The organism is Arthrobacter sp. 05L44, assembly GCF_056397605.1.
Genome location: NZ_JBFTNS010000004.1, coordinates 166362 through 189057, shown reverse-complemented (window position 1 = coordinate 189057; position 22696 = coordinate 166362). Strand labels below are relative to the sequence as shown.

At 68.6% G+C, this 22696-nt stretch carries 22 protein-coding genes; 13 read left to right on the top strand and 9 right to left on the bottom strand.

The genetic code is table 11. From position 1 onward, the window contains the following. The first annotated feature begins 60 nt into the window (after positions 1-60). From gcvH to AC1DHY_RS11130, 3 genes are all read left to right on the top strand, one after another. Positions 61-447: a glycine cleavage system protein GcvH gene (gcvH, locus tag AC1DHY_RS11140; protein ID WP_476903622.1), complete on the top strand. Its 387-nt coding sequence runs from the start codon at positions 61-63 to the stop codon at positions 445-447. 14 nt (positions 448-461) lie between these two features. Further along, complete coding sequence (glyA, locus tag AC1DHY_RS11135; RefSeq protein WP_476903638.1) at positions 462-1775, top strand: serine hydroxymethyltransferase; 1314 nt, start codon at positions 462-464, stop codon at positions 1773-1775. Between the two features lie 139 nt (positions 1776-1914). Then, entirely contained in the window at positions 1915-3327 is a 1413-nt protein-coding gene (locus AC1DHY_RS11130) for an L-serine ammonia-lyase (protein ID WP_476880455.1), read from the top strand. A 23-nt stretch (positions 3328-3350) separates the two neighbouring features. Here the strand turns inward: AC1DHY_RS11130 and AC1DHY_RS11125 are convergent, their stop codons facing one another. Then, positions 3351-3905: a TspO/MBR family protein gene (locus tag AC1DHY_RS11125; RefSeq protein WP_476903621.1), complete on the bottom strand. Its 555-nt coding sequence runs from the start codon at positions 3903-3905 to the stop codon at positions 3351-3353. 95 nt (positions 3906-4000) lie between these two features. On the opposite strand from AC1DHY_RS11125, the gene AC1DHY_RS11120 reads away from it, so the two are divergent. Next, positions 4001-5125, top strand: a complete 1125-nt coding sequence (locus AC1DHY_RS11120; RefSeq protein WP_476903620.1) for a lipid II:glycine glycyltransferase FemX — start codon at positions 4001-4003, stop codon at positions 5123-5125. A 30-nt stretch (positions 5126-5155) separates the two neighbouring features. Then, the gene (locus tag AC1DHY_RS11115) at positions 5156-6652 is read left to right on the top strand and encodes a threonine/serine exporter family protein (protein ID WP_476879085.1); all 1497 of its coding nucleotides are present in this window, start codon (positions 5156-5158) and stop codon (positions 6650-6652) included. Between the two features lie 13 nt (positions 6653-6665). On the opposite strand, the gene AC1DHY_RS11110 is transcribed toward AC1DHY_RS11115, so the two are convergent. Together AC1DHY_RS11110 and AC1DHY_RS11105 are read right to left on the bottom strand one after the other, a co-directional pair. Next, the gene (locus tag AC1DHY_RS11110) at positions 6666-7505 is read right to left on the bottom strand and encodes a siderophore-interacting protein (protein ID WP_476879086.1); all 840 of its coding nucleotides are present in this window, start codon (positions 7503-7505) and stop codon (positions 6666-6668) included. A 25-nt stretch (positions 7506-7530) separates the two neighbouring features. After that, complete coding sequence (locus tag AC1DHY_RS11105) at positions 7531-8310, bottom strand: uracil-DNA glycosylase (protein ID WP_476879087.1); 780 nt, start codon at positions 8308-8310, stop codon at positions 7531-7533. Between the two features lie 152 nt (positions 8311-8462). Here AC1DHY_RS11105 and AC1DHY_RS11100 point away from each other — a divergent pair, with 152 nt between their 5' ends. From AC1DHY_RS11100 to AC1DHY_RS11075, 6 genes are all read left to right on the top strand, one after another. Beyond that, entirely contained in the window at positions 8463-8786 is a 324-nt protein-coding gene (locus AC1DHY_RS11100; protein WP_476879088.1) for a DUF3263 domain-containing protein, read from the top strand. Positions 8787-8878: 92 nt separating this feature from the next. Further along, complete coding sequence (locus tag AC1DHY_RS11095; RefSeq protein WP_476879089.1) at positions 8879-9493, top strand: LytR C-terminal domain-containing protein; 615 nt, start codon at positions 8879-8881, stop codon at positions 9491-9493. A gap of 171 nt (positions 9494-9664) precedes the next feature. Then, a complete protein-coding gene (locus AC1DHY_RS11090) occupies positions 9665-9868 on the top strand; it encodes a cold-shock protein (RefSeq protein WP_476879090.1) in 204 nt (67 codons plus the stop codon). A 71-nt stretch (positions 9869-9939) separates the two neighbouring features. Next, on the top strand, positions 9940-11187 hold the full coding sequence (locus AC1DHY_RS11085) for an ABC transporter substrate-binding protein (RefSeq protein WP_476879097.1): 1248 nt from the start codon (positions 9940-9942) through the stop codon (positions 11185-11187). Between the two features lie 297 nt (positions 11188-11484). Beyond that, positions 11485-13122 carry a chaperonin GroEL gene (groL, locus tag AC1DHY_RS11080; protein WP_476903619.1) on the top strand — a complete coding sequence of 546 codons (1638 nt, stop codon included), beginning with the start codon at positions 11485-11487 and terminating at the stop codon, positions 13120-13122. Between the two features lie 166 nt (positions 13123-13288). Then, positions 13289-14308, top strand: a complete 1020-nt coding sequence (locus AC1DHY_RS11075) for an RNase H family protein (RefSeq protein ID WP_476879092.1) — start codon at positions 13289-13291, stop codon at positions 14306-14308. A gap of 94 nt (positions 14309-14402) precedes the next feature. Here AC1DHY_RS11075 and AC1DHY_RS11070 read toward each other — a convergent pair whose 3' ends face one another. The 6 genes from AC1DHY_RS11070 to AC1DHY_RS11045 all read right to left on the bottom strand — a co-directional run bounded on the left by AC1DHY_RS11070 (position 14403) and on the right by AC1DHY_RS11045 (position 21516). Next, on the bottom strand, positions 14403-14690 hold the full coding sequence (locus tag AC1DHY_RS11070; protein ID WP_476879093.1) for a WXG100 family type VII secretion target: 288 nt from the start codon (positions 14688-14690) through the stop codon (positions 14403-14405). Positions 14691-14823: 133 nt separating this feature from the next. Then, entirely contained in the window at positions 14824-16353 is a 1530-nt protein-coding gene (locus tag AC1DHY_RS11065) for a sensor histidine kinase (protein WP_476903618.1), read from the bottom strand. Between the two features lie 2 nt (positions 16354-16355). Beyond that, positions 16356-17066 carry a response regulator transcription factor gene (locus AC1DHY_RS11060; RefSeq protein ID WP_476879095.1) on the bottom strand — a complete coding sequence of 237 codons (711 nt, stop codon included), beginning with the start codon at positions 17064-17066 and terminating at the stop codon, positions 16356-16358. Between the two features lie 67 nt (positions 17067-17133). Continuing rightward, entirely contained in the window at positions 17134-18780 is a 1647-nt protein-coding gene (locus AC1DHY_RS11055; RefSeq protein ID WP_476903617.1) for a DNA repair helicase XPB, read from the bottom strand. Then, entirely contained in the window at positions 18777-21272 is a 2496-nt protein-coding gene (locus AC1DHY_RS11050; protein WP_476903616.1) for a helicase-associated domain-containing protein, read from the bottom strand. The genes AC1DHY_RS11055 and AC1DHY_RS11050 overlap by 4 nt, the downstream gene beginning before the upstream one ends. Positions 21273-21282: 10 nt before the next feature. Continuing rightward, complete coding sequence (locus AC1DHY_RS11045) at positions 21283-21516, bottom strand: hypothetical protein (protein ID WP_476903615.1); 234 nt, start codon at positions 21514-21516, stop codon at positions 21283-21285. A gap of 177 nt (positions 21517-21693) precedes the next feature. On the opposite strand from AC1DHY_RS11045, the gene AC1DHY_RS11040 reads away from it, so the two are divergent. Continuing rightward, positions 21694-22077 (top strand): cold-shock protein, encoded by a 384-nt coding sequence (locus tag AC1DHY_RS11040; RefSeq protein WP_138770163.1) that lies wholly within the window; start codon positions 21694-21696, stop codon positions 22075-22077. Positions 22078-22086: 9 nt separating this feature from the next. After that, on the top strand, positions 22087-22683 hold the full coding sequence (locus tag AC1DHY_RS11035) for a DUF3027 domain-containing protein (RefSeq protein WP_476880475.1): 597 nt from the start codon (positions 22087-22089) through the stop codon (positions 22681-22683). Positions 22684-22696 lie beyond the last annotated feature (13 nt).

Here is a 22696-nt window from a genome sequence, read left to right as displayed (position 1 = left end):
GCCACCCCACCCGGCCACAGCTAACGTGGCCCATGACTTTCAAACGCAAAGGAAAAAACCATGGCAAAAGTTGCCCCTGAACTGCAGTACTCCGACGAGCACGAGTGGGTTGCCCGGGACGCGGGATCGAACACCGTGTCCATCGGCATCTCCGCCGTCGCCACTGACGCCCTCGGCGACATCGTCTACGTTGACCTGCCCGAGGTTGGTTCCGCGGTGACCGCCGGCGAGACCTGCGGCGAGGTCGAGTCGACCAAGTCCGTGTCCGACCTGTACGCACCCGTCACGGGCGAAGTGCTCGAGATCAACGACGCCGTCGTCGCTGATCCCGCGCTGATGAACAGTGATCCGTACGGTGCGGGCTGGCTGTTCAAGGTAGCCGTGGAGTCCGAAGGCCCGCTGCTGTCCGCACAGGAGTACGCATCCAAGAACGGCGGCGAGCTGTGAGCGGCGCCTCCGCGATGGCCGGCACCGTAGCGTTCGAGCAGGTCGTCTCGCCGTCGCTGGACGCGGACCTGTCCGCCCTGGACCCGGAGATCGCGGCGACGATCGATGCCGAACTCACCCGCCAGCGCGACGGCCTCGAAATGATCGCCTCGGAGAACCACACCGCGGCCGCCGTTATGCAGGCGCAGGGATCGGTGCTGACCAACAAGTACGCCGAGGGCTACCCGGGCAAGCGCTACTACGGCGGCTGCGAGCACGTCGACGTCATCGAACAGCTGGCGATCGACCGGGTCAAGGCCCTGTTCGGTGCCGAATTCGCGAACGTCCAGCCGCACTCCGGCGCGCAGGCCAACGCATCCGTGATGCACGCCCTGATCCGTCCCGGTGACACGATCATGGGCCTGAACCTGGCCCACGGCGGGCACCTGACGCACGGCATGAAGATCAACTTCTCCGGCCGGCTCTACAACGTGATCCCGTACCAGGTACGGGAGGACGACCACCGGATCGACATGGCCGAGGTGGAGCGCCTGGCCCAGGAGCACAAGCCGCAGCTGATCGTGGCCGGCTGGTCCGCGTACGCCCGGCAGCTGGACTTCGCGGAATTCCGCCGGATCGCCGATTCGGTGGGCGCGTACCTGATGGTGGACATGGCGCACWTTGCSGGGCTGGTSGCGGCCGGACTGCACCCCTCTCCGGTCCCGCACGCCCACGTCACCACCTCCACCACGCACAAGACCCTCGCCGGTCCGCGCGGCGGGATCATCCTGAGCAACGACGCCGACATCGCCAAGAAGATCAACTCCGCGGTGTTCCCCGGCCAGCAGGGCGGCCCGCTTGAGCACGTCATCGCGGGCAAGGCTGTGGCGTTCAAGATCGCCGCGTCCGAGGAGTTCAAGGAACGCCAGGAACGCGTCCTCGCCGGCGCCCGGCTCCTCGCCGAGCGCCTGGTCCAGCCGGATGTCACCGCCAAGGGCATCAACGTGGTGTCCGGCGGGACCGACGTGCACCTGGTCCTGGTGGACCTGCGCGACTGCGAGCTCAACGGTCAGGAGGCCGAGGACCGGCTCGCCGCGATCGACATCACGGTCAACCGCAACGCCGTGCCGTTCGATCCGCGCCCGCCGATGGTGACCTCCGGGCTGCGGATCGGCACGCCGGCCCTGGCGACCCGCGGCTTCGGCGAAGCCGCGTTCGCCGAGGTCGCGGACATCATCGCCGAGGCGCTGACCGCCGACGCCGGAGCGGACCTCAGCGGGCTCCGCAGCCGGGTGGAGTCGCTCGCCGCCGCGCACCCGCTCTACCCGTCGGTTGCCAAGCTAGGCTGATATCACCCCGGGGCCGATCTTTCCGGATCGGCCCCGGGCCGCCGGCCCACCGGTGGCATTCCGCCCTCCGGGGCATCCCCTCCAAGGGCACCCCTTTTCACACCACTCCACTTTTTATCCCCAGTTAGGAAACCCGGCCATGGCTGTAGGCGTCTTTGATCTCTTCTCCATTGGGATCGGCCCGTCGAGCTCCCACACGGTGGGGCCGATGCGCGCGGCCGCGGTGTTTGCCGAAGAACTCAAGGCCTCGGGGGACCTCGATGCCGTGGCATCCCTGCGCGTGGATCTCTACGGGTCCCTGGCCGCGACCGGACACGGCCACGGAACCATGACGGCAATCCTGCTCGGACTGGAGGGCTACCACCCGGAACTGATCCTCCCCGAGGAAGTCGAGGACCGGCTCGCCGCGATCGCCGAAACCGGGACCCTGCGACTGGCCGGCACCGTTGTGCTGCCCTACGGGGTGAAGGACATGGTCCTGCGCCCCCTGACCGTCCTTCCGCGGCACACGAACGGGATGACCTTCACGGTCTCCGACGCCGACGGCACCGTCCTGCATCAGGCGACTTTCTTCTCCGTCGGCGGCGGCTTCATCGTCCGCGAAGGCGAGGAGGACGCGGCCCTGAAAGAACTCGACGCCTCCAAGAAGGAACTGCCGCTGCCGTTCCGGACCGCCGCGGAACTGCTGGCCCATTGCCAGGCCACCGGACTGGGCATCAGCGACGTGATGCGCGTCAACGAGGAAGAGGCCCGGACCGCCGAGGAGATCCGCGCCGGGCTCCTGCACATCTATGCCGTGATGGAAGGCTGCGTGGAGACCTCCCTCAAACGCGAGGGGCTGCTCCCCGGCGGGCTGAACGTCCGACGTCGGGCCCCTGACTGGCACGAACGCCTCCTGAAGGAAACCCCCGGCCAGGACCCCGACTACCGCGACCCGAAATACTGGCAGGAATGGGTGAACCTCATCGCCCTGGCCGTCAACGAGGAAAACGCCTCCGGCGGGCGCGTCGTCACCGCGCCAACCAACGGGGCCGCCGGTATCATTCCCGCGGTGCTCTACTACGCCCTGCACTTCGCCCCCGGCATGGATCAGGCCACCCAGGCCGACCGCGACGAGACGATCGTGAAGTTCCTCCTGGCCGCGGGCGCCGTCGGCGTGCTCTACAAGGAACAAGCCTCGATCTCCGGTGCCGAGGTCGGCTGCCAGGGCGAAGTCGGCTCCGCGTCCTCGATGGCCGCCGCCGGCCTCGCCGAAGTCATGGGCGGAACCCCGGCCCAGGTCGAGAACGCCGCGGAAATCGCGATGGAACACAACCTCGGCCTGACCTGCGACCCGATCGGCGGCCTCGTCCAGATCCCCTGCATCGAACGCAACGCCATTGCCGCGGCCAAAGCCATCAACGCCGCCAAAATGGCCCTCTGGGGCGACGGCACTCACCGTGTCTCCCTCGACGAAGTCATCATCACCATGCGCGAAACCGGCAAGGATATGTCCTCCAAATACAAGGAAACCGCGATGGGCGGCCTCGCCGTCAACGTCGTCGAATGCTGATTCCCTAGTTGTGCAGAGCCGGCCTAGTTGTGCAGGGCCGCCCACAGATTCAGCGATGAGGCGAACACCACCCAGGAGAGGTACGGCAGCAGCAACAGCCCTGCCGTGCGGCTGATCGGGCCAAAGCGCAGCACCGTGATGGCCACCATCACGGCCAGCGCCGCGATGATGCCGAAGCTGACCCAGAGGGCGGGTGTGCCCAGGGCCGGGTACAGGCCGAAGAACACCGGCGTCCACAGCAGGTTCAGTACGAGTTGCACAGCGTAGACCCTGAGCGCGGCCCTGCCGGCCCGGGCCCGCGTGCGCCAGACCAGCCAGGCGGCCACGGCCATGGCGATGTAGAGGATGGTCCAGACGGGGCCAAAAAGCCAGTTCGGCGGGGACCACGGCGCCTTGTCCGCGTCCGCGTACCAGCCGTTGACGTTGCCGGCCGTCGCAAGCCCGCCGAGCGCTGCGACGAGGGCCGACGCGCCCAGGAACAGTAGCAAGGCCAGCCACTGGGCACCGGGGCGCGCGTCCTGCACCGTGCCTTCGGTGGCGTGCTGGCCGACGGCGGACGGTTCAGGGTGCGCGTACATACCTCCAGCCTAGACCGGACCGTGCCGCCCGACGGCGCCGCCGTCAGCGTCGCGGGACCGGGACGGTGCCCGCCTCCCGATAGACTTGAATCTGCATGCCAGCCATGCCGCCGAAGCTCGTTCCGCGAAGATTGGATACCGCACCCTTGCGTGAATTCACTGCCCGCTTTGCCTCCGCCGAAGAGGTCGCCAACTGGGACGCACACGTCACCGCGAACCCCAACGGCGGGAATCTGCTTCAATCCGAAGCCTTCGCAGAGGTCAAACAGCACTTCGGCTGGAAACCGCTTCACCTGGTCTATGAGACGGCGGATTACACCAGCTACAACCTGGTCCTCGAGAAGTCCTTTCCGGTCCTCGGCAAACTCTGGTACCTGATCAAGGGCCCGGATGTGGCCTCGGTGGAGGACATCCCGGGCATCGCGGCGGCCAACGCCGAGTTCGTCAAGCGTGCCCGGCTCGGAGTTTTTGCCATCAAGATCGAGCCGGACATCGTCCTCTCCGACGACGCCCGCCGGGTCATCGAGGGCGCGGGGCTGGTCAAGACCCACAACCTGCAGCCCAACGACTCCACGGCGCTGCTGGACATCGCGCCGCAGGAAAACCAGCTGCTCCGCAACCTGCACTCCCGCGGCCGCAACGCCGTCCGCCGGGCCATCCGCGAGGGCGTCGAGGTCCACAACGTCGAGCCCACGGAGGAGAACTTCCAGGCCATGTACGCGCTGATGACCAACACGGTCGAGGCCAAGTCCCAGGTCCGCGTCCGGGAGTACGACTACTACCGGCAGTTCTGGACCAACTTCCTGGCCCGCGGCCAGGGCCGCCTGCTCTTCGTCTACGAAAACGGTGTCCCCTCCGTGGGCGCCTTTGTGATCAATTACGGCCGCAAGGGCACTTACAAGGACGGCGGGTCCCTGCAGAAAAGGAGCCAGTACGGCGACTCGCACCTGGTCCAGTGGACGGCCATCAACCAGCTCAAGGAACTCGGCTGCACGGAATATGACTTCTGCGGCACACCGCCCAGCGACAAGCTGAAGGACACCTCCAACCCCTTCCACGGCCTGGGCCTGTTCAAGACCAGCTTCAGCAAGACCGTCACCGATTTCGTCGGCTGCTACGACCAGGTGCTGAGCCCGCTGAAATACAAGGCGTGGATGGCGGCGGGGGAGCGCGTCGCCCGCCAGTTGTACACCCGGCGCACGGGCCAGCAGTTCTACTAGACCGCCCCAGGGTGAAGTGAGGAGGCCGGAATGACAAAAACCCCCGACGGCCGCCGCGGGCCGCAGACCGACGGCCTGCCCAAGACCGAGCCGATGTCGCCCCTGCAGGTGCGGCAAAACGCCGCGGCCAAACGTATGCTCCGCCGGCTGGTCCAGGGTGAAAACCCGCCCACCGCGCCGCTGAGTATCGTGGACCGGCTCGCCGGCAGCCCGTACGCCAACCCGATGATCCAGGTGGGCGGCGTCGATGCCTCCGCCCGGAAAACCATTGACTTCGCCCTCAAACTCGCCGAATCCATGTTCCGTTACGGTGCCGGCGCCCTGGAAGTGGAGACCAGTATCATCGCCATCACCGCGGCGCTGGGGCTGAAGAACATCGAGGTGGACATCACCAACCAGTCGGTGGCCATCAACTACGCCCCGAAGGACCAGACCCCCATCACCCTGCTGCGGGTGGTGCGCTCGTGGACCAACAACTACGCCGGCCTGGCCGAAGTCCACCAGCTGGTCACGGACATCGTGGCCGGGGGTGTGGGACGTGAGGAGGCCGTGCGCCGGCTCGAAGAGATCACCCACAGCTCGAAACCCTTCCCGCGCTGGATGGTCACCGTGGCGTTCGGCGTGTTCTCCGCCGTCTTTGTGGGTGTGCTCGGAGGCGGGCTCGCTGCCTCGGCCGTCGCCTTCCTCTCCAACCTCCTGGTCAGCCTGCTCGCCCGGCAACTGGGCCGGTGGCGCACCCCGGACTTCTTCGTTACGGCGGCGTGTTCCTTTGTCGTCACGCTCGTCGCGCTGCTGCTGTGGCGGTTCGGCAGCCCCGTCGGGATCCAGATCGCCCCCGCCATCGTGGTGGTCGGCGGGATCCTGCTGCTGCTCCCCACGGGCCGGCTCGTCTCATCGGTGCAGGATGCGATCAACGGCTTCCCCGTCACGGCGGCCGGCCGGTTCCTCTCCACCATGCTCACGTTCGGCGCCCTGGTCTCCGGCATCGCGGTGGGCTTTGTGGTAGGTGCCATGACCGGGATGCGGTCCATCGACGTCACCGAAACATTCCCGTCGAGGTATCCGTTATGGGTGCTGGTCCTTCTGGTGGCGATCGCCGTCGTCGCTATCGGCGTCACCGAACAGACGTCCCTGAAGCTGCTGCTGCCGACGGCCGCGGTCGGTGTCATCGGCCACCTGGCCCTCATCGGCGGCACGGCTGCCGGCATCGGCCCCCGGTTCTCCCCGGCCCTGGCGGCTGTCGTGATCGGGCTCCTCGCCCGGGTGGTGGCGCTCCGGATGGGTGCCCCGCAGCTGGTGGTAGCCGTTCCGGCGGCCCTTATCCTGCTGCCCGGACTGACTATATTCCGGTCCATGTATGTACTGACGATCGAGGAATCGGCCATCCTGACCGGTGCCGTGGGGATGCTGAACGCCGGGGCCATCGTCCTGGGCGTCGCGGCCGGCATTGTGCTCGGCGACACGCTGGCCCGGCCCCTGACCCGGAGCCTGGCCAGCAACGAGCGGCGCCGGGCCCGGCGCCGCTAGGCGGGGGCCGGGGCTAGATCTTGCCGATCGGCAGTTTCTTCTCGGCCTGGAAGTCGTCTTCCACCCGCCCGCTGGCCCAGTAGCCGGAGAGCGAGACCTGCCCGCGTTCCAGGCCGCGTTCTGTGAAGAACACCTCGCGCAGCCCCTTCATGGAGCCGCGCTCCCCGTGGGCGAACACGTGGACGCGGCCTTCCGGCCACCGGGCGCCGCGCACGGCCTCCACCAGCACGCTGCTGTTCCCGGCCGGAACGCCGCGGCGCCTGAGCCAGTGGAGCTCCACGCCGGCGGGCGCCTCGAGAGTGAGGACGTCGGCGTCGTCGTCCACCTCGAGGAAGGCCAGGCCGCGGGCATCGCGCGGAAGGGACTCGATGGCCGCGCTGATCGCGGGCAACGCCGACTCGTCGCCGGCGAAGAGGTGCCAGTCGGCCGTCGGATCGGGGTTGTATCCGCCGCCGGGACCGGTGAAGACAAGCTCATCCCCGGGCCGGGCCGACGCGGCCCAGGGGCCCGCGAGCCCTTCGTCGCCGTGGACCACAAAGTCGATGGCGAGCTCGGCGGCCGCGGTGTCCACCCAGCGGACCGTGTACGTCCGGGTGTACGGCCACTGCTCGCGGGGATGGGATTCCCGGACCGCCCAGAGATCCAGCGGCTGCGGGTAGGAGACCCCGGGCTGCGGGAACGCAATTTTCACATACCGGTCCACGTACCCGTTGTTGACGTAGCCGGCGAAACCGGGACCGCCGGCCACAATCCGGACCATGTGCGGGGAGAGCTGCTCGCGGCGCAGGACGGTGAGGTTGGTCTGGGGCCGGGAGTTCCGGTTGGCGCTCGTGGCGGCGGGGACGCTGGTCATGCAGCTAAGCCTAGCCACAAACCTTTCAAGGCAGCGGCGGGAGCTCCCAGTCCACGGCGCCGCCACCCTGGCCCGCGAGCAGCTCATTGGCACGGCTGAACGGCCGGGAACCGAAGAACCCGCGCGAGGCCGACAGCGGGCTCGGGTGGGCGCTGGCGATCACCGCGGCGGACCCCAGCAGCGGCCGCACCCCTTCGGCGTCCTTGCCCCAGAGGATCGCCACCAGGGGAACCGGGCCGCCGTCGGTACCGGTCCGGTCCACCAAGGCGCGGATCGCGGCGGTCGTGACCGCCTCCCAGCCCTTGTTGCGGTGCGATCCCGCCGCTCCGGCCCGCACGCTCAGCACCCTGTTCAGCAGCAGCACACCTTGGTCGGACCAGCGGCCGAGGTCGCCGTGGACCCGCGGCGGCAGCCCCAGGTCGGCGTCGAGCTCTTTGTAGATGTTGGCCAGGCTGCGCGGGACGGGCCGGGTGGCGCCGTCCACGGCGAACGACAACCCCACCGCGTGCCCGGGCGTCGGATAGGGATCCTGGCCGACGATCAGCACCCGCACCCCTGCCAGCGGCTGCCGGAAGGCCCGCAGGACGTTCGACGGCGCCGGCAGCACCTCATGGCCGCTTGCGGCCTCGGTGGCAAGGAAATCCAGGACAGACCGGAGCTCCGGCTCGACGGGGCGCAGCGCCTCGGCCCAGTCCGTCGCCATCAGGCCGGCCAGCGGCAGGCCGGCGAGGGCGGCAAAGTCCGCGGCCTGGCCGCCTGCGGGCTCAACGTCGAAAAGGGTGTCGGGAGGAAACGAATCAGGCACCACCCCATTCTTGCAGGGCGGCCGAAGGCGCCGTTGGGACCCTCCCGCCCGTTGAATGACAAGCCTGTTATTCGGCCGTAACATAGGGGGAGTGCCGTCCCCGAAGACGCCCAGCCCCAACAACCCCATCCCCGACGAACTAGGAGTGCGCAGTGGCCGAAGCAGCACGCGAGTACCTGCCGGCGGAGGATGCCGACGCGGTGCGGACGGCGGTCTCCGAAGACTCGCCCCTGAGCAGCCGGGACCAGCAAATGCTGGCGCTGGAGCGGCAGTGGTGGAAGTATGCCGGGGCCAAGGAACAGGCCGTCCGGGAACTCTTCGATCTCTCCGCCACGCACTACTACCAGATCCTCAACGCCCTGATCGATACCGAAGCGGCCTTGGCCCACGATCCGATGCTGGTCAAGAGATTGCGTAGACTACGTACGTCACGACAACGTGCCCGCACGGCACGCCGTTTAGGCTCAGACGCGTAAAAACCGCGTAAGGCCGGTCCGGAAGCGCGGAAAGCCGCGCGGTTTCCGGCGTCGGGCCATCAGCCAGAAATCAGCAAGGACGTCGTTTTACCATGACCAAATATGCTCGGGACGAATTTGACCGGATCCCGGAGGCCTCCGCCCGGCAGGGTGTCCACCGTACCGTCTCCACCCCTTCCGCCCGCCGCCTGATTCCGATCCTGGCCGTCGGGGTGGCCGCCCTGGCCATCGGCCTGGTCGCTTTCCTCCTGCTGCCCAAGCTGGGCTTCGGACCCGGTACGGGCTCGCTGTCCGCGGACCAGGCCGGCAGCAACGCCGCCGCATCGCAGGCACCCAGCGCCGGGGCCAAGCCGTCGGCCAGCAGCAAACCGACCGCAACACCCTCACCGGCGGCCTCCACGCCGGCTGCGTCGGCCACACCGAGCGCCACCGTGGACAAGACTCAACCGGTGACCATCTACAACGGCACCGCAACAGCCGGACTCGCCGGCAGGGTCGCCTCCACCGTGACCGCCGCCGGGTGGACGCCCGGCCAGGTGGGCAACTGGAGCGGCGCGCCGCAGCAGACCTCCGTGGTGTTCTACAACGGCGCGGCACAGAAGGCCGGTGCCGAGGAACTGGGCTCCCTCCTGGGAATCAGCACGCTGGTGGATTCCGCTGATTTCCAGCTCCCGCTGGTTGTGGTCCTGGGGCCCGGCTTCAAGTAGGGCCACCGGCGTTCCGTTTCGGTTACGCCTGAATAACTATTCGCACGGCACCTGGGCACCGGCCGGGGGCCGGGTGGGAGGCTGTGGGTAGAGTGTCTGCGGACTTCGTTTCGCAGACTGCGGCGCACACTGGGGTGGGCCGCAAGCAAGCTAGCTGAAAGTGTGGAGAACATGGCATTGGGGACCGTCAAGTGGTTTAACGCGGAAAAGGGCTACGGCTTCATCACCGTGGACAGCTCCGGAGCGGACGTGTTCGTGCACTGGTCGGCGATTGCCGGCGAGGGCTACCGCGCGCTCGACGAGGGCCAGCGGGTGGAACTTGAAGTCGGCGAGGGCGAAAAGGGCCCGCAGGCCGAAAGCGTCCGGCCCGCCTAGTGGAGTTCCCCTCGACCGCGGCCGCCATCCGCCCCCTTGACCGCACGCCGAAGCTCAACCGCTATGGGCGGGTGGCCGCCGTTGGAGTGGCCACGGCGCTCGCCCTGACTTCCTGTGCCGGCTCCGGCGGCAATGCACGGGTGGAGGCAGTTGAAGCGGGCGGGGACGGAACGCTGCGGATCGGTCTGATCCTGGACAACACCGGCCAGCAGGACTTCCTCAACGCGCCCCAGCTGGCCGCGGCCAAGCTGGCCGTCAAGGAGATCAACGCGGCCGGAGGGCACAAGGGACGCCCGGTGGAACTGCTCCCGGCGTCGGTCGGCACAGACACCGCCGCCCAGGCCAAGACCCTCGTGGCGGCCAAGGCCGACGTCGTCATCGGCCCCACCGACTCCAGCCGGGCGGCGGCCGCGATCGACGTCCTGGCGCACGCCAAAGTAGCCATGATTTCCCCGGCTAACACCGCGCCGGGGCTGAGTAAATACAAGAGCGACGGCTACTACTTCCGGACCGCTGCTGCTGACATTGCGCAGGCCTCGGTGCTGGTCAAGCTCGCCAAGGACGGCGGCGCCAAGACCATCGCCGTGGTTCACGAGGAAGGCGACTACGGCAAGGAGGTGTCCGTGGCCGTCGCGGCCGCGGCGAAAGCCGCCGGCCTCGGCACCTCGGTCGACGCGGAGTTCACGCCGGGCCACGCCCAGCAGGCGGCCGCGGCTGCCAAAGCGGCCGCCCCGGACGCCGTCGTTCTGGTGGCCCGCGGCGGCGCGCAGGGGGCAATCGCCGAGCTGAACAACGCCGGCCTGGCCGGCAAGAAACTCATCCTCAGCGACGGCGCGGTCAACCAGTACGGGGACGGCCTCGGGGCCAAGGCGCTGGACGGCGCCCGGGGGATCCTCCCCGGCACCTTCCCCTCCGCGCACTTCCAGGCCGGACTGGTGGCCGTGGACCCGGGCCTGAAGGACATGGCCTTCGCGGCCGAGACCTACGACGCCGTCAACCTCGCGGCCCTCGCCGCAGCCGCTGCCGAAGACGACGCCGGCTCCTCGATCGCCGCCAAACTGGTCAGCGTCTCCGGCGGGACAGCGGCGGATGCCGGTGATTCCGGCAAATCCGGCGCGGCGACGGCCTGCGCGTCCTACCAGGACTGCATCACCGCCCTCCACGCCGGCAAACAACCCGACTACGACGGCGCCTCCGGGCCGATCAACTTCGACAGCAACGGCGACGTTACGGCCGCGGCCTACATGGTTTACACCTACGGGGCGGACAACAAGGCCGCGATGACCGGCAGCGAAACGGCCCGCAGCACCGGCTCCTGATCGCTCGTAGCGAAGAGCGCCGCCCGACGGCGGACTTCCACGCCTCCACTGCTTGCACTCTCCCCGGGGGAGTGCTAATTATTGAGTTAGCACTCCCGCGTATGGACTGCTAACCCGACGCCCGGTTCCGCCGGTCGCGGCGTGGTGGCGGGCTGACCGGGAGCGAGAGAAATACCTGGCTGGGGTGAGATCCCCGGCCCGGCGGCGTACAGAGGCTGCCGGGCAGGAATCGTCCGTCGCGGGCACCGCAGCTAAAGGTCCATTCTTAACGACTGTCCCGAAAGGACTACTGCCGTTATGGCCAAGATCATTGCATTTGATGAAGAGGCACGCCGCGGTCTTGAGCGGGGCCTGAACATCCTCGCCGACGCCGTCAAGGTCACCCTCGGCCCGCGTGGACGCAACGTCGTCCTCGAAAAGAAGTGGGGCGCCCCCACGATCACCAACGATGGTGTCTCCATCGCCAAGGAGATCGAACTGGACGACCCCTACGAGAAGATCGGCGCCGAGCTGGTCAAGGAAGTCGCCAAGAAGACCGACGACGTCGCCGGTGACGGTACCACCACGGCCACCGTGCTCGCCCAGGCCCTCGTCAAGGAAGGCCTGCGCAACGTCGCGGCCGGCGCTGACCCGCTGTCCCTCAAGCGCGGCATCGAGAAGGCCGTCGAGGCCGTCACCACCGAACTCCTGGCCTCCGCCAAGGAAATCGAAACCAAGGAAGAGATCGCCGCCACCGCGTCCATCTCCGCCGGTGACAACGAAATCGGTGCACTCATTGCCGAAGCCCTGGACAAGGTCGGCAAGGAAGGTGTCATCACCGTCGAGGAGTCGAACACCTTCGGCCTCGAGCTCGAGCTCACCGAGGGCATGCGCTTCGACAAGGGCTACATTTCCGCGTACTTCGTCACCGACGCCGAGCGCCAGGAAACGGTCCTTGAGGACCCGTACATCCTGATCGTCAACTCCAAGATCTCCAACGTCAAGGAATTGGTTGCTGTCCTCGAAAAGGTCATGCAGTCCAACAAGCCGCTGCTGATCATCGCCGAGGACATCGAGGGCGAGGCCCTGGCCACGCTGATCGTCAACAAGATCCGCGGCACCTTCAAGTCCGTCGCCGTCAAGGCACCGGGCTTCGGCGACCGCCGCAAGGCGCAGCTGGCCGACATCGCCATCCTCACCGGCGGCCAGGTCATCTCCGAGGAAGTCGGCCTCAAGCTTGAGACCGCCGGACTCGAACTGCTGGGCAAGGCCCGCAAGGTTGTTGTCACCAAGGACGAGACCACCATCGTCGAAGGTGCCGGCGACGCCGACCAGATCGCCGGCCGCGTCTCCCAGATCCGTGCCGAGATCGAAAACTCCGACTCCGACTACGACCGCGAGAAGCTGCAGGAGCGCCTGGCCAAGCTGGCCGGCGGCGTTGCAGTCATCAAGGCCGGTGCCGCAACCGAAGTTGAGCTCAAGGAACGCAAGCACCGCATTGAGGACGCTGTCCGCAACGCCAAGGCTGCCGTGGAAGAGGGCATCGTCGCCGGCGGCGGCGTGGCCCTGATCCAGGCCGGCGCCAAGGCGTTCGCCAACCTGCAGCTCGAAGGTGACGAGGCAACCGGCGCGAACATCGTCCGCGTAGCCATCGACGCCCCGCTGAAGCAGATCGCCTTCAACGCCGGCCTCGAGCCCGGTGTTGTGGTCGACAAGGTCCGCGGCCTGCCCGCCGGTCACGGCCTGAACGCTGCCACCGGCGAGTACGTCGACCTGCTGGCTGCCGGCATCAACGACCCGGTCAAGGTGACCCGCTCTGCCCTGCAGAACGCGGCCTCCATCGCCGGTCTGTTCCTCACCACCGAGGCCGTTGTGGCCGACAAGCCCGAGAAGGCCGGCGCCCCGATGGGCGGCGGCGACGACATGGGCGGCATGGGCGGCATGGGCGGTTTCTAACCACCCGGCCCTCAGGCCCTGAACGCCTGGCCTGGCAGGTTCCTGTCAGCGACGGCACGTTCGACGACGGCGGTCCCACTACTGGTGGGGCCGCCGTCGGCGTTAACAGCGGGCATCGGCGGCCCGGCCGGGCGGGGTGACGGCTTCCGTCTGGCAGGATGGTGCAGTGACGATTACAGCAGCGGCCGACGGTTCGGCCCTAGGAAATCCCGGCCCGGCCGGCTGGGCCTGGTATGTAGACGATGACTGCTGGCGTGCCGGCGGCTGGCCGCACGGGACCAACAACCAGGGTGAGCTGATGGCTGTCCTGGACCTGTTCCGGGCCACGGCACATGTCCCCGACGAGCACCTGCACATCCTGTGCGACAGCCAGTATGTGATCAACTCGGTCACCAAGTGGATGCCGGGCTGGAAGCGCAAGGGCTGGCGGAAGTCCGACGGCAAACCCGTGCTCAACGTCGAGCTGCTCAAGGAGATCGACCAGGCGCTCACCGGGCGCAAGTACACGTTCGAATGGGTCCGCGGGCACGCCGGCCACGAGCTCAACGAGGCGGCGGACGACCGTGCCCGGGCCGCAGCCACCGCCCACCAGCAGGGCGTGGCCGTGCGGCAGGGGCCCGGCTACGTCCGGGCCGGAGACAGCAGCGCAGCGGCCGCGGGCGAGGCCCCCCGGGTTCCGCAGCCGGTCGCCGCGGCCACACCTGCCGGCGCCGCCACACCCGCCGCCGGGTCCCGGGCCCCGATTGCAGAGCCCGCCCTTTTCGGTGAGTCCACCCTCTTCGCGGAACCCGACCTGTTCAGCGAGCTGGAAGAGGAATCCCGCGCCGCCGCGGCCGCCCCGGACCAGAGCCCGGAAGCACACGTCGAGGCGCTGGAGCGTGAACTGCTCCGCCCCGAAACCAGGGCCGACCTGGGCCGCACCGGAGTGCTGCTGCACCCGGACTTCACCGAGATCGGCAGCTCCGGACGGCTCTGGACCCGCGACGAAATGATGATGGCCCTTGAGGACGACCCCGGCATGGCCACCGACCTCGAACTACTGGCCGCCGACCGCCTAGGCGAGGACGCCGTGCTCCTGACCTACCGCAGCCACACCCGCACCGGGACGGCACTGCGTAGCTCGCTGTGGGTCCGTGACGGCGCCCAGTGGCGCCTCCGGTTCCATCAGGGCACCAGGGAGGCCTAGCGGCCCGCCTAAGGCCCGTTCCGCGGCCCGCAGAGTGGCAGCAGCGTGGCGGCGGGCCCGTGGGCTAGCCGCAGCGGCCCTGGCCTTTCGCGGGCTAGCTGAAGCGCTGGGCGTTGTTCAGCTCAGCCTGGGCGTAGCTGGCAGCGGCGGAGTTGAGCGCCAGGTTGATGGACGCCAGCGAGGCCTCCACCTTCCCCTGCGTCAGGGTCCACTCCGCCACCAGGGCCTGGAAGTTCGTGGCGGCTGATCCGCGCCAGCTGGCCTGGAGCTCGTCCAGGCCGTGCCGCATCGCCTGGACGTCGGCGCTGATTCTTTCGACCGTGGCCTGGACGTTGGCGGACTTGAGCTGGAGCAGTTCGGTGTCGACGGAGATGATGCTCACGGGAGGGCCTTTCGGGACGGGTGCGAATGCCCGGTATTTCCGGGTACTTTCAGCCTAGGCAGCCCGGCAGGGCCGTCCGTGCGGCCGTCTGCCCTATGTGGAAAAGCCCGTTGCAGGGACCCTTAGACCACCCTTAGACCGCCGTCGTATCCGCGGTGCCGGTCACGGCGTCGATGCCAGCCGTCCCGGCCTCGGCCGCCTCCGCCTCCCGGGTGTCCCCGCGCGGGGCGTCCGGGTCCGCCAGGAACGGGAGGCTGACCACCAGGGTGGCGCCGCCGCCGTCGGTCTGCTGGACGCGGACCGTGCCCGAATGCGAGCCGACGATGGCGGCCACAATGGCCAGCCCGAGACCGCTGCCGCCGGTTTCCCGGGTGCGGGAGGTATCCGCCCGGTAGAAGCGTTCGAAGATCCGTGCCGCCTCTTCGTCGGGGACACCGGGCCCGTGGTCCCGGACTTCAATGATGGAGTGGCGGGTTCCGTCGGCGTCGGCCTTGACACCTACGGCCAGCTCGAGCGGGGTGCCGTCCGGGGTGTACCGCAGGGCGTTGCCCACCAGGTTGCCCACCACCTGGCGCAGCTTCGCCTCGTCGCCCAGTACGGGGGCCGGGGCGCCGGTGCCGCCGTCGAGCCCGCGCAGGGAGATGACGCGGTTCCGGTCGCTGGCCTGGGTGTCCACCACGGCGTCGTGGGCGATCAGGAGCAGGTCCACGGGCTTTTGCTGGAGCGGACGCTGCTCGTCGATGCGGGCCAGCAGCAGCAGATCCTCCACCATGGTGCCCATCCGGATGGCTTCGCTCTCGATCCGCCCCATGGCGGTACCTACGTCCTCGGGCGTGGCCAGGGCGCCGTGCCGGTAGAGCTCGGAGAACCCGCGGATCGTGACCAGCGGGGTGCGCAACTCGTGGCTGGCGTCGGCGGCGAAGCGGCGCATCCGTTCCTCCGAGGCCATCCGGGCGGCGAAGGCGGTTTCGATGTGCGCCAGCATGGCGTTGAGAGACCTGCTCAGGCGGCCCACCTCGGTGTCCGGGTTGCCGACCTCCACGCGGCGGGAGAGGTCGCCGGCGGCGATGGCCGCAGCGGTTTTCTCCACCCGGGCCAGCGGCCGGAAGGAGCGGGTGACGGTCCACGTGGCGATGAAGAAGGCCAGCACCAGTGTCAGCAGCCCCACCCCGACAACCACCAGGATGGCATGCTCCATCACGGAATCCACCGGGTAGAGCGGCAGCCCGATCACCACGACGGCGGAATGCTGGTTGCCGTCCAGGACGATGACGGCCACCACCCGCCAGTTGCGTCCGTCGGTGCCGCGGACCTGGAACGGGGCCTCGCCGCGCTCGTGGGCGTCCTGCGGCGTGATGCTATCGATGGAGGGGTGCGAGCCCTTGCTGCCGCCCAGGACGTAGCCGGGCTGGCCGGGGCTGAAGAGCATCAGCGAATAGTCGGTGGGAACGTTCGGGTTCTGGTCCTGCAACTGGCTGAACGACTGCTGCTGGCGGGCCGTGTCCACGGCGGCCTTGAGCTTGTCATCGACCTGGCCCTGGAGGTAGCTGTGGAGCAGGGCGAGCGTGCCGGCGCCCGTGGCGGTCAGGGCCACAAGCATCAGCGCCATCATGATCGCAACCAGCTGCGACCGCAGCGACGCCGCCTTCCACCGGTGCAGCAAGGTCAGCGCTTCTCGGCCGTCCGGAGCACGTAACCCACGCCCCGCTTGGTCTGGATCAGGGCCGGAGCCGCAGGGTCGATGTCCACCTTGCGCCGGAGGTAGGAGATGTAGGACTCCACGATCGAGGCGTCCCCGTTGAAGTCGTACTCCCAGACGTGGTCCAGGATCTGGGCCTTGGAGAGGACGCGGTTCGGGTTGAGCATCAGGTACCGGAGCAGCTTGAACTCGGTGGGGGAGAGTTCGATGACCGTCCCGCCGCGGCGCACCTCGTGAGCGTCGTCGTCGAGCTCCAGGTCATCGACGCGGATGACGGCGTCGTCGTCCTGCAACGGCTGCGTGCGGCGCAGGACCGCGCGGATGCGCGCCACCACCTCATCGAGGCTGAACGGCTTCGTGACGTAGTCGTCGCCGCCGACGGTGAGGCCGGTGACCTTGTCCTCGGTGTCGTCCTTCGCAGTCAGGAACAGCACGGGGAAATGCTTGCCCGCGGCGCGCAGTCTGCGGGTCACGGTGAATCCGTCCATGTCGGGCAGCATCACGTCGAGGACGGCGAGGTCCGGGGCGTGCAGCTCCGCCGCGGCAAGGGCGTCGCGGCCGGTGCCGGCGGAGACCACTTCGAACCCGGCGAAGCGCAGCGAGGTAGACAGCAGCTCCCGGATGTTGGGTTCATCGTCGACGACGAGCAGCTTGGCTTCGGGACCGTTCTTTTTCATGATTCCCATGATGCTCCCAGACTCTGTGAGTTTTCTGAAAGCCGGATGTGTGTTGAATGGGCGTCTGCTAGCCGCCGGCGCCGACGTCCTTGGCGTCCATGATCCGGTAGGCGTAGCCCTGCTCGGCCAGGAACCGCTGGCGCTTCGCGGCGAAGTCCTGGTCCAGGGTGTCCCGGGCCACGAGGGAGTAGAAACGGGCGGCCCGGCCGTCCTGTTTGGGCCGCAGCAGCCGCCCGAGCCGCTGCGCTTCCTCCTGCCGCGAGCCGAACGAACCGGAGACCTGGATCGCGACGGACGCCTCCGGCAGGTCGATGGAAAAGTTGGCCACCTTCGAGACCACGAGGGTCTTGACCTCGCCGGCGCGGAAGGCGTCGAAGAGCCGCTGGCGTTCCTTGACCGAGGTGTCGCCCTTGATCACGGGCGCCTTCAGGCGCTCGCCGATCTCATCCAGCTGGTCGATATATTGCCCGATGACCAGCAGTTGCTCGCCCGCATGTTCGGCCACGAGCCGCTCCACGATGCCGGTTTTAGTCTCGGATGTGGCGCACAGCCGGTACTTGTCCGCGTCCTCGGCCATGGCATAGGCCACCCGTTCGTCCCGGGGAAGGTCAACCCGGACTTCGACGCAGTCCGCGGGTGCGATGTATCCCTGCGCCTCGATGTCCTTCCACGGGGCGTCGTAGCGTTTGGGGCCGATGAGGCTGAAGACCTCGCCCTCGCGGCCGTCCTCGCGGACCAGGGTGGCGGTCAGGCCCAGCCGGCGGCGGGCCTGCAGGTCCGCGGTCATCCGGAAGATCGGGGCCGGCAACAGGTGCACCTCGTCGTAGATGATCAGGCCCCAGTCATTGCCGTCCACCAGTTCCAGGTGCGGGTACAGGCCGCCGCGCTTGGTGGTGAGGACCTGGTAGGTGGCGATCGTGACCGGCCGGACTTCCTTGACGGAGCCGGAGTATTCGCCGATTTCCTCTTCGGTGAGGGAGGTCCGCTTGAGCAGCTCGTCTTTCCACTGCCGGGCCGAAACCGTGTTGGTGACCAGGATCAGGGTGGTGGTGGAACTGGTGGCCATCGCCGCGGCGCCCACCAGGGTTTTGCCGGCGCCGCAGGGCAGCACCACCACGCCGCTGCCGCCGGCCCAGAAGTTTTCGGTGGCCAGCTGCTGGTAGGGGCGGAGCTTCCAGCCGGTCTCGTTGAGCATGATGGGGTGCGGTGTGCCGTCGACGTAGCCGGCGAAGTCTTCCGCGGGCCAGCCGATCTTCAGCAGCAACTGTTTGAGCTGCCCGCGCTGGGAGGAGTGCACCACCACGGTTTCCCCGTCGATCCGGGGCCCCAGCAGCGGAGCGATCTTCTTGGCGCGGCTGACCTCCTCGAGGACCGGGTAGTCCGAGGTACGCATCACCAGGCCGTGCTGCGGGTCCCTCTCCAGCCGCAGCCGGCCGTACCGGGACATGGTCTCTTCAACGTCGATCAGCAGGGAGTGCGGTACCGGGAACCGGGAGTACTTGAGCAGCGTGTCGAGGACCTGTTCGGCGTCGAGCCCGGCGGCACGGGCGTTCCAGAGCCCCAGCGGGGTCAGGCGGTAGCTGTGGACGTGTTCCGGGGCGCGCTCCAGCTCGGCGAACGCCGCGATGGCGTGGCGCGCCTCGGTGGCCTGCTGGTGGTCCACTTCCAGCAGGATGGTTTTATCACTCTGGACAATCAGCGGTCCGTCATTCACTGCAGCAGTTCCTCTGTGGCTTCAACATCGATGATCCGGTGCAGGGACAGGACGCGTTCGGTTTCCTTCGCCGGATCGAACACACGCACCCGCCCGCCATTCACAGCTACCGGAACAACCGTTTCGCGGGTGGCATTCCCCAGGCTGTCCACCACGTTCATCACCACCCGCTGCTTGAGCCGGATAGCCTTCTGCAGCGTCTCCAGGCCCAGCTGGGTGGCGGTTTCGCCGCCCGTCGACCCGGCCCCGGAGCCGCCGGGCGCGGCGGCAGCGGGGAGGGAGACCCCGTTGCGCAGGACGGCGAGCTGGGCGTCGATGTCGGCGTCGGCGGGTGCGGTGCGCGGGGCAGTGTAGACCGGCCGGGTGCCGCCCGGAAGCGCGGTGCTGCGCCCCAGCCTGACGGCGCCCGAACCGTTGTCATCCACCGCGGGGGACAGGCCCAGGCCGCGCAGCAGCTGCGCGGCCTCCCGCGGCGCGGTGTGCGAAATCAGGACGGTGGGTGCGATCCGGACCAGTCCCAGCCCGGACGCTGCCGGAGTGTTCAGCAGCTCCAGCAGGGCCGTTTCGTCCTCGCTCTGGATGAAACTGGACGCCGGGCCCACCCGGAGGCGGGCGTGGCGTGCGGAGGTGTCTTCGATGAGGTACTGCAGCGGCTGCGGCACGGCCGTGGCGGAGTGTTCGCGCAGGAAGTCCAGCAGGCCGGCGGCGTCCTTGCCGGCGTCGAGGGCACGCCGGACGGACGCCACAGAGAAACGGTAGATAGTCGCGGGACCCTGGCCCTCCGCGTCAGCCATGGTCAGCAGCTTTTCGCTGAGCTCGGGGTCAAGGTAGCCCGGCGCCACGGCGGTGAGGTCGGCCTGGAGCAGCACGTGGTTCAGCGCCGCGGGCAGATGCTCGCCGAGGATGGCCAGCGCCTCCTCGGGCTGCTCGACGGCGATGGCGGCACCGATCTGGCTGAGGGCGCCGGAGCCGACCAGGCCCAGCATCTCGGCCTCGGCCAGGACGCCCTGGATAAGCGAACTGAAGCGGCGTGCCATCCGCGGCTGCGACCAGTCGGCCCGTTCCAGCACCGCGGCCGCGTCCAGGACCGGTGCCTCGCCGTCCGGGGCGGCCGCTTCCACCGTGAGCTCGTGCAGGATTTCCAGGATCCGTTTCCGGACCACCGGGGCGTCGGGCCGCTGCGCCTCGGCGGAGAGGGCGTTGATGGTGGTGCCCGCTGGGCCGCGGTGCACCTGTGCCGTGGCTGCACCGCTGACGGGCTGCCCCACCAGGGAGGGGACCCGTTCGCTGGTGAGCCAGGCGTTGACCAGCCACAGCCACTGTTCCTGCCGTGGCAGGCTCAGCCACTCCAGCTGTGGCGGCTGGACCCAGGCGGAGCTGTCCACGTCGAGCCGCAGCAGCCCGGCGAGGGCGCACAGTTCGGCCAGGACTCCGGCCTCATGCAGGCCGATCCGGAGGGCATCCGCGAGCCGCTTCATTTCCCGGACGCCCACGCCGCCGCTCCGAAGGGTGACCAGCGGCTGCTCGCGTACGGCGTACAGCAGCTCACCGACCAGCCGCAGGGTTTCGGCGATCGCCCCGAGCGCAGCATTGCGGCGGAGGGACGCGCTGGTCTGCCCCAGCCGCGGGACCGGGGGAGTGAGCGCAAAGTGTTCGATCACAAAGCCGCCGCGGAGCGCGACGCCGACGCTGTGCGGGAGCTCGACGTGGGCGGCATCCAGCGGCACAAGCAGCCCGCGGGCGAGCAGCCAGTCGACGGGCCCGACGTCGGCGCCCTCGTTGAGTACGGACGCGCGGCGCTGCGCCTGCGGTACGGCCCCCATGGCCCAGTTCCCGAAGCGGGCCAGCAACGCCGCTGTGCGTTCCGGAGCGGTGGCGAGGAGGGTGTGCAGTGCTTCCGGCGAGGCTGTCCAGTGCTGGAGCGACAGCGCTGCCTCCATCGGAGTGGACGCCGGGCTGATGGCGGCTCCCGTATGGTGCAGTTCGCCCACCAGCTGCACCACGCGCTGGGCGAAGGCAGGCTGGAGGCGGACGAGCTCGGTGTAGCTCCTGCCCAGCCCGGCCGGGTAGATGCCGACGACGTCCTTGAGGCTGCCGACGGGAAGGTAATGGCGCTGCCGGGCGGTGGCCGCGCTTGAGCCGTGCGGGGGCTCGGCGCGCTGCACCAGGGCCAGGTCCTGCAGGGAGTGGAGCAGCCGGTCCAGGGCGGTGACGGTGGAACCGTTGATGAGCCTCTTGAGCGCCGCGGCGGACGCGCTCTGCCCGGTGTCAGTGTTGGTGCACAGGTGGAGGGTCTCGAGGACCTGCATCTGCGGACGGTTCAGGCGCTCCAGCGCCCGCTGCACGCTGACCCGGCCGCTGGCACGGGCCGCAAGGGCGGAGAAATCGGGAACAGCAGGGGACATCAGGTCAGGCCGCGCGGAGAACAACACACGCAACGAGTCGTCGCTGCGTGCCTGCAGTTCCTTGCTGAGCGCGCGGATGAGGGACATCAGTCCAACGCTACCTTTCGCCGTGCCCGGGCGCGCGGCGCCGGGCCGCGACGGCGTCGACCACCAGGATGAGCATCAGCAGGAAGGCCACCGGCAGCCCGTAAAGTGCGGCGGAGGTGATCCAGGCTGGGGCCACGGTGTTATTCAAGGCCATGACCATAACGGTCCCGACGGCGGCCAGAGAGAGCGCGGCAACGGCGGCTGCAAGAAGAAAGAGGGGCCGCCGGAAGCGCTGTTCAGTCATGGAGCCAACGCTAACAGCCCGGCTTCGCCCGTGCCTCAAACCGTCAAAATGGCCAAGGCAGGATAACCTTGGGGGAACAGACCAACACGGTCCGGGCAGTCACACCCTGAACCCGCATAACCATGCGGACGCGCTGACTGCCGGCCGCGTCCCCGTAGAACGAAGAAGGTTGATTACGTGCCCACCGGCAAGGTCAAGTGGTATGACAAGGAAAAAGGTTTCGGTTTCCTCGCAGGCGAGGACGGCCAGGAGGTCTTCCTGCCCAAGTCAGCGCTGCCCGAGGGCGTTACTGAGCTTAAGGCCGGAACCCGGGTGGAGTTTGGCGTAGCCGACGGCCGCAAGGGAGCCCAGGCCCTGGGCCTGCGGGTGCTGGACAAGACCCCCTCGATCGCGAAGGCCAAACGGCCCAGCGCGAAGGATCTGGCCCCGCTGGTGCAGGACCTCGTCAGTGTGCTGGACAACCTGTCCGGCACGCTGTCCGCGGGCAAGTACCCGGAAGGCAACAAGGCCAAGGCCATTGCCGCCGCATTGCGCAAAGTCGCCGACGAGCTCGACGCTTAAGGCCCTGCGATGACTCCGGAACCTGAGCAGAACGCCGCCGTGACGGCCGGTGCCGCCGCCGGCGCCAAGGCAGGGTCCAAGCCGCGCTACGGTGTGCCCGCATGGCGCACCGGCAAGCCGGATGCATTCCTGGCCGCCTCGATCGACGTCGCCCGCGCCGCAGTGGAAGGCATCGCCCCGGCGGAGCAAATCGGGGAACACCTCGGCGCCAAGAGCGAAGGCGACCGGCTGGTGACCCACCTCTTCGAGTCGAAACTTCCCGGGTACGGCGGCTGGCAGTGGTACGCGGTCCTGACCCGCAATTCGCGCTCCAAAGTGGTGACCGTGGACGAGTTGGGCCTGCTGCCCTCCGAGGACTCCATCCTCGCCCCGGAATGGGTGCCGTGGGCTGAACGCGTGCGGCCGGAGGACGCCCAGCAGGACGACGACGCCGATGCCCCCGCCGGGGATGCCCCCGCCGCGGACGCGCCGCGGGATACCGCTGACGACGATGCCGCAACCTCCGACGCCGGGACCCCCGACGGGGATCCGGACGAGGCCGTAACCTCCGGCGACGAACCTGCCGTGGACGGACCTTCCGACGATTCCACTGTAGAGGCCGACTAACAGCTTGGAACCG

Excerpts from the sequence above, each read along its gene's own strand:
- AC1DHY_RS11110 (WP_476879086.1), bottom strand. The coding sequence starts at position 7,505 with ATGACCAGCGTCCCCGCCGCCACGAGCGCCAACCGGAACTCCCGGCCC.
- groL (WP_476903619.1), top strand. The coding sequence starts at position 11,485 with ATGGCCAAGATCATTGCATTTGATGAAGAGGCACGCCGCGGTCTTGAG.
- AC1DHY_RS11090 (WP_476879090.1), top strand. The coding sequence starts at position 9,665 with ATGGCATTGGGGACCGTCAAGTGGTTTAACGCGGAAAAGGGCTACGGC.
- AC1DHY_RS11125 (WP_476903621.1), bottom strand. The coding sequence starts at position 3,905 with ATGTACGCGCACCCTGAACCGTCCGCCGTCGGCCAGCACGCCACCGAA.
- AC1DHY_RS11045 (WP_476903615.1), bottom strand. The coding sequence starts at position 21,516 with ATGACTGAACAGCGCTTCCGGCGGCCCCTCTTTCTTCTTGCAGCCGCC.
- AC1DHY_RS11060 (WP_476879095.1), bottom strand. The coding sequence starts at position 17,066 with ATGAAAAAGAACGGTCCCGAAGCCAAGCTGCTCGTCGTCGACGATGAA.
- AC1DHY_RS11120 (WP_476903620.1), top strand. The coding sequence starts at position 4,001 with ATGCCAGCCATGCCGCCGAAGCTCGTTCCGCGAAGATTGGATACCGCA.
- AC1DHY_RS11035 (WP_476880475.1), top strand. The coding sequence starts at position 22,087 with ATGACTCCGGAACCTGAGCAGAACGCCGCCGTGACGGCCGGTGCCGCC.
- AC1DHY_RS11130 (WP_476880455.1), top strand. The coding sequence starts at position 1,915 with ATGGCTGTAGGCGTCTTTGATCTCTTCTCCATTGGGATCGGCCCGTCG.
- AC1DHY_RS11050 (WP_476903616.1), bottom strand. The coding sequence starts at position 21,272 with ATGTCCCTCATCCGCGCGCTCAGCAAGGAACTGCAGGCACGCAGCGAC.
- AC1DHY_RS11115 (WP_476879085.1), top strand. The coding sequence starts at position 5,156 with ATGACAAAAACCCCCGACGGCCGCCGCGGGCCGCAGACCGACGGCCTG.
- gcvH (WP_476903622.1), top strand. The coding sequence starts at position 61 with ATGGCAAAAGTTGCCCCTGAACTGCAGTACTCCGACGAGCACGAGTGG.
- AC1DHY_RS11095 (WP_476879089.1), top strand. The coding sequence starts at position 8,879 with ATGACCAAATATGCTCGGGACGAATTTGACCGGATCCCGGAGGCCTCC.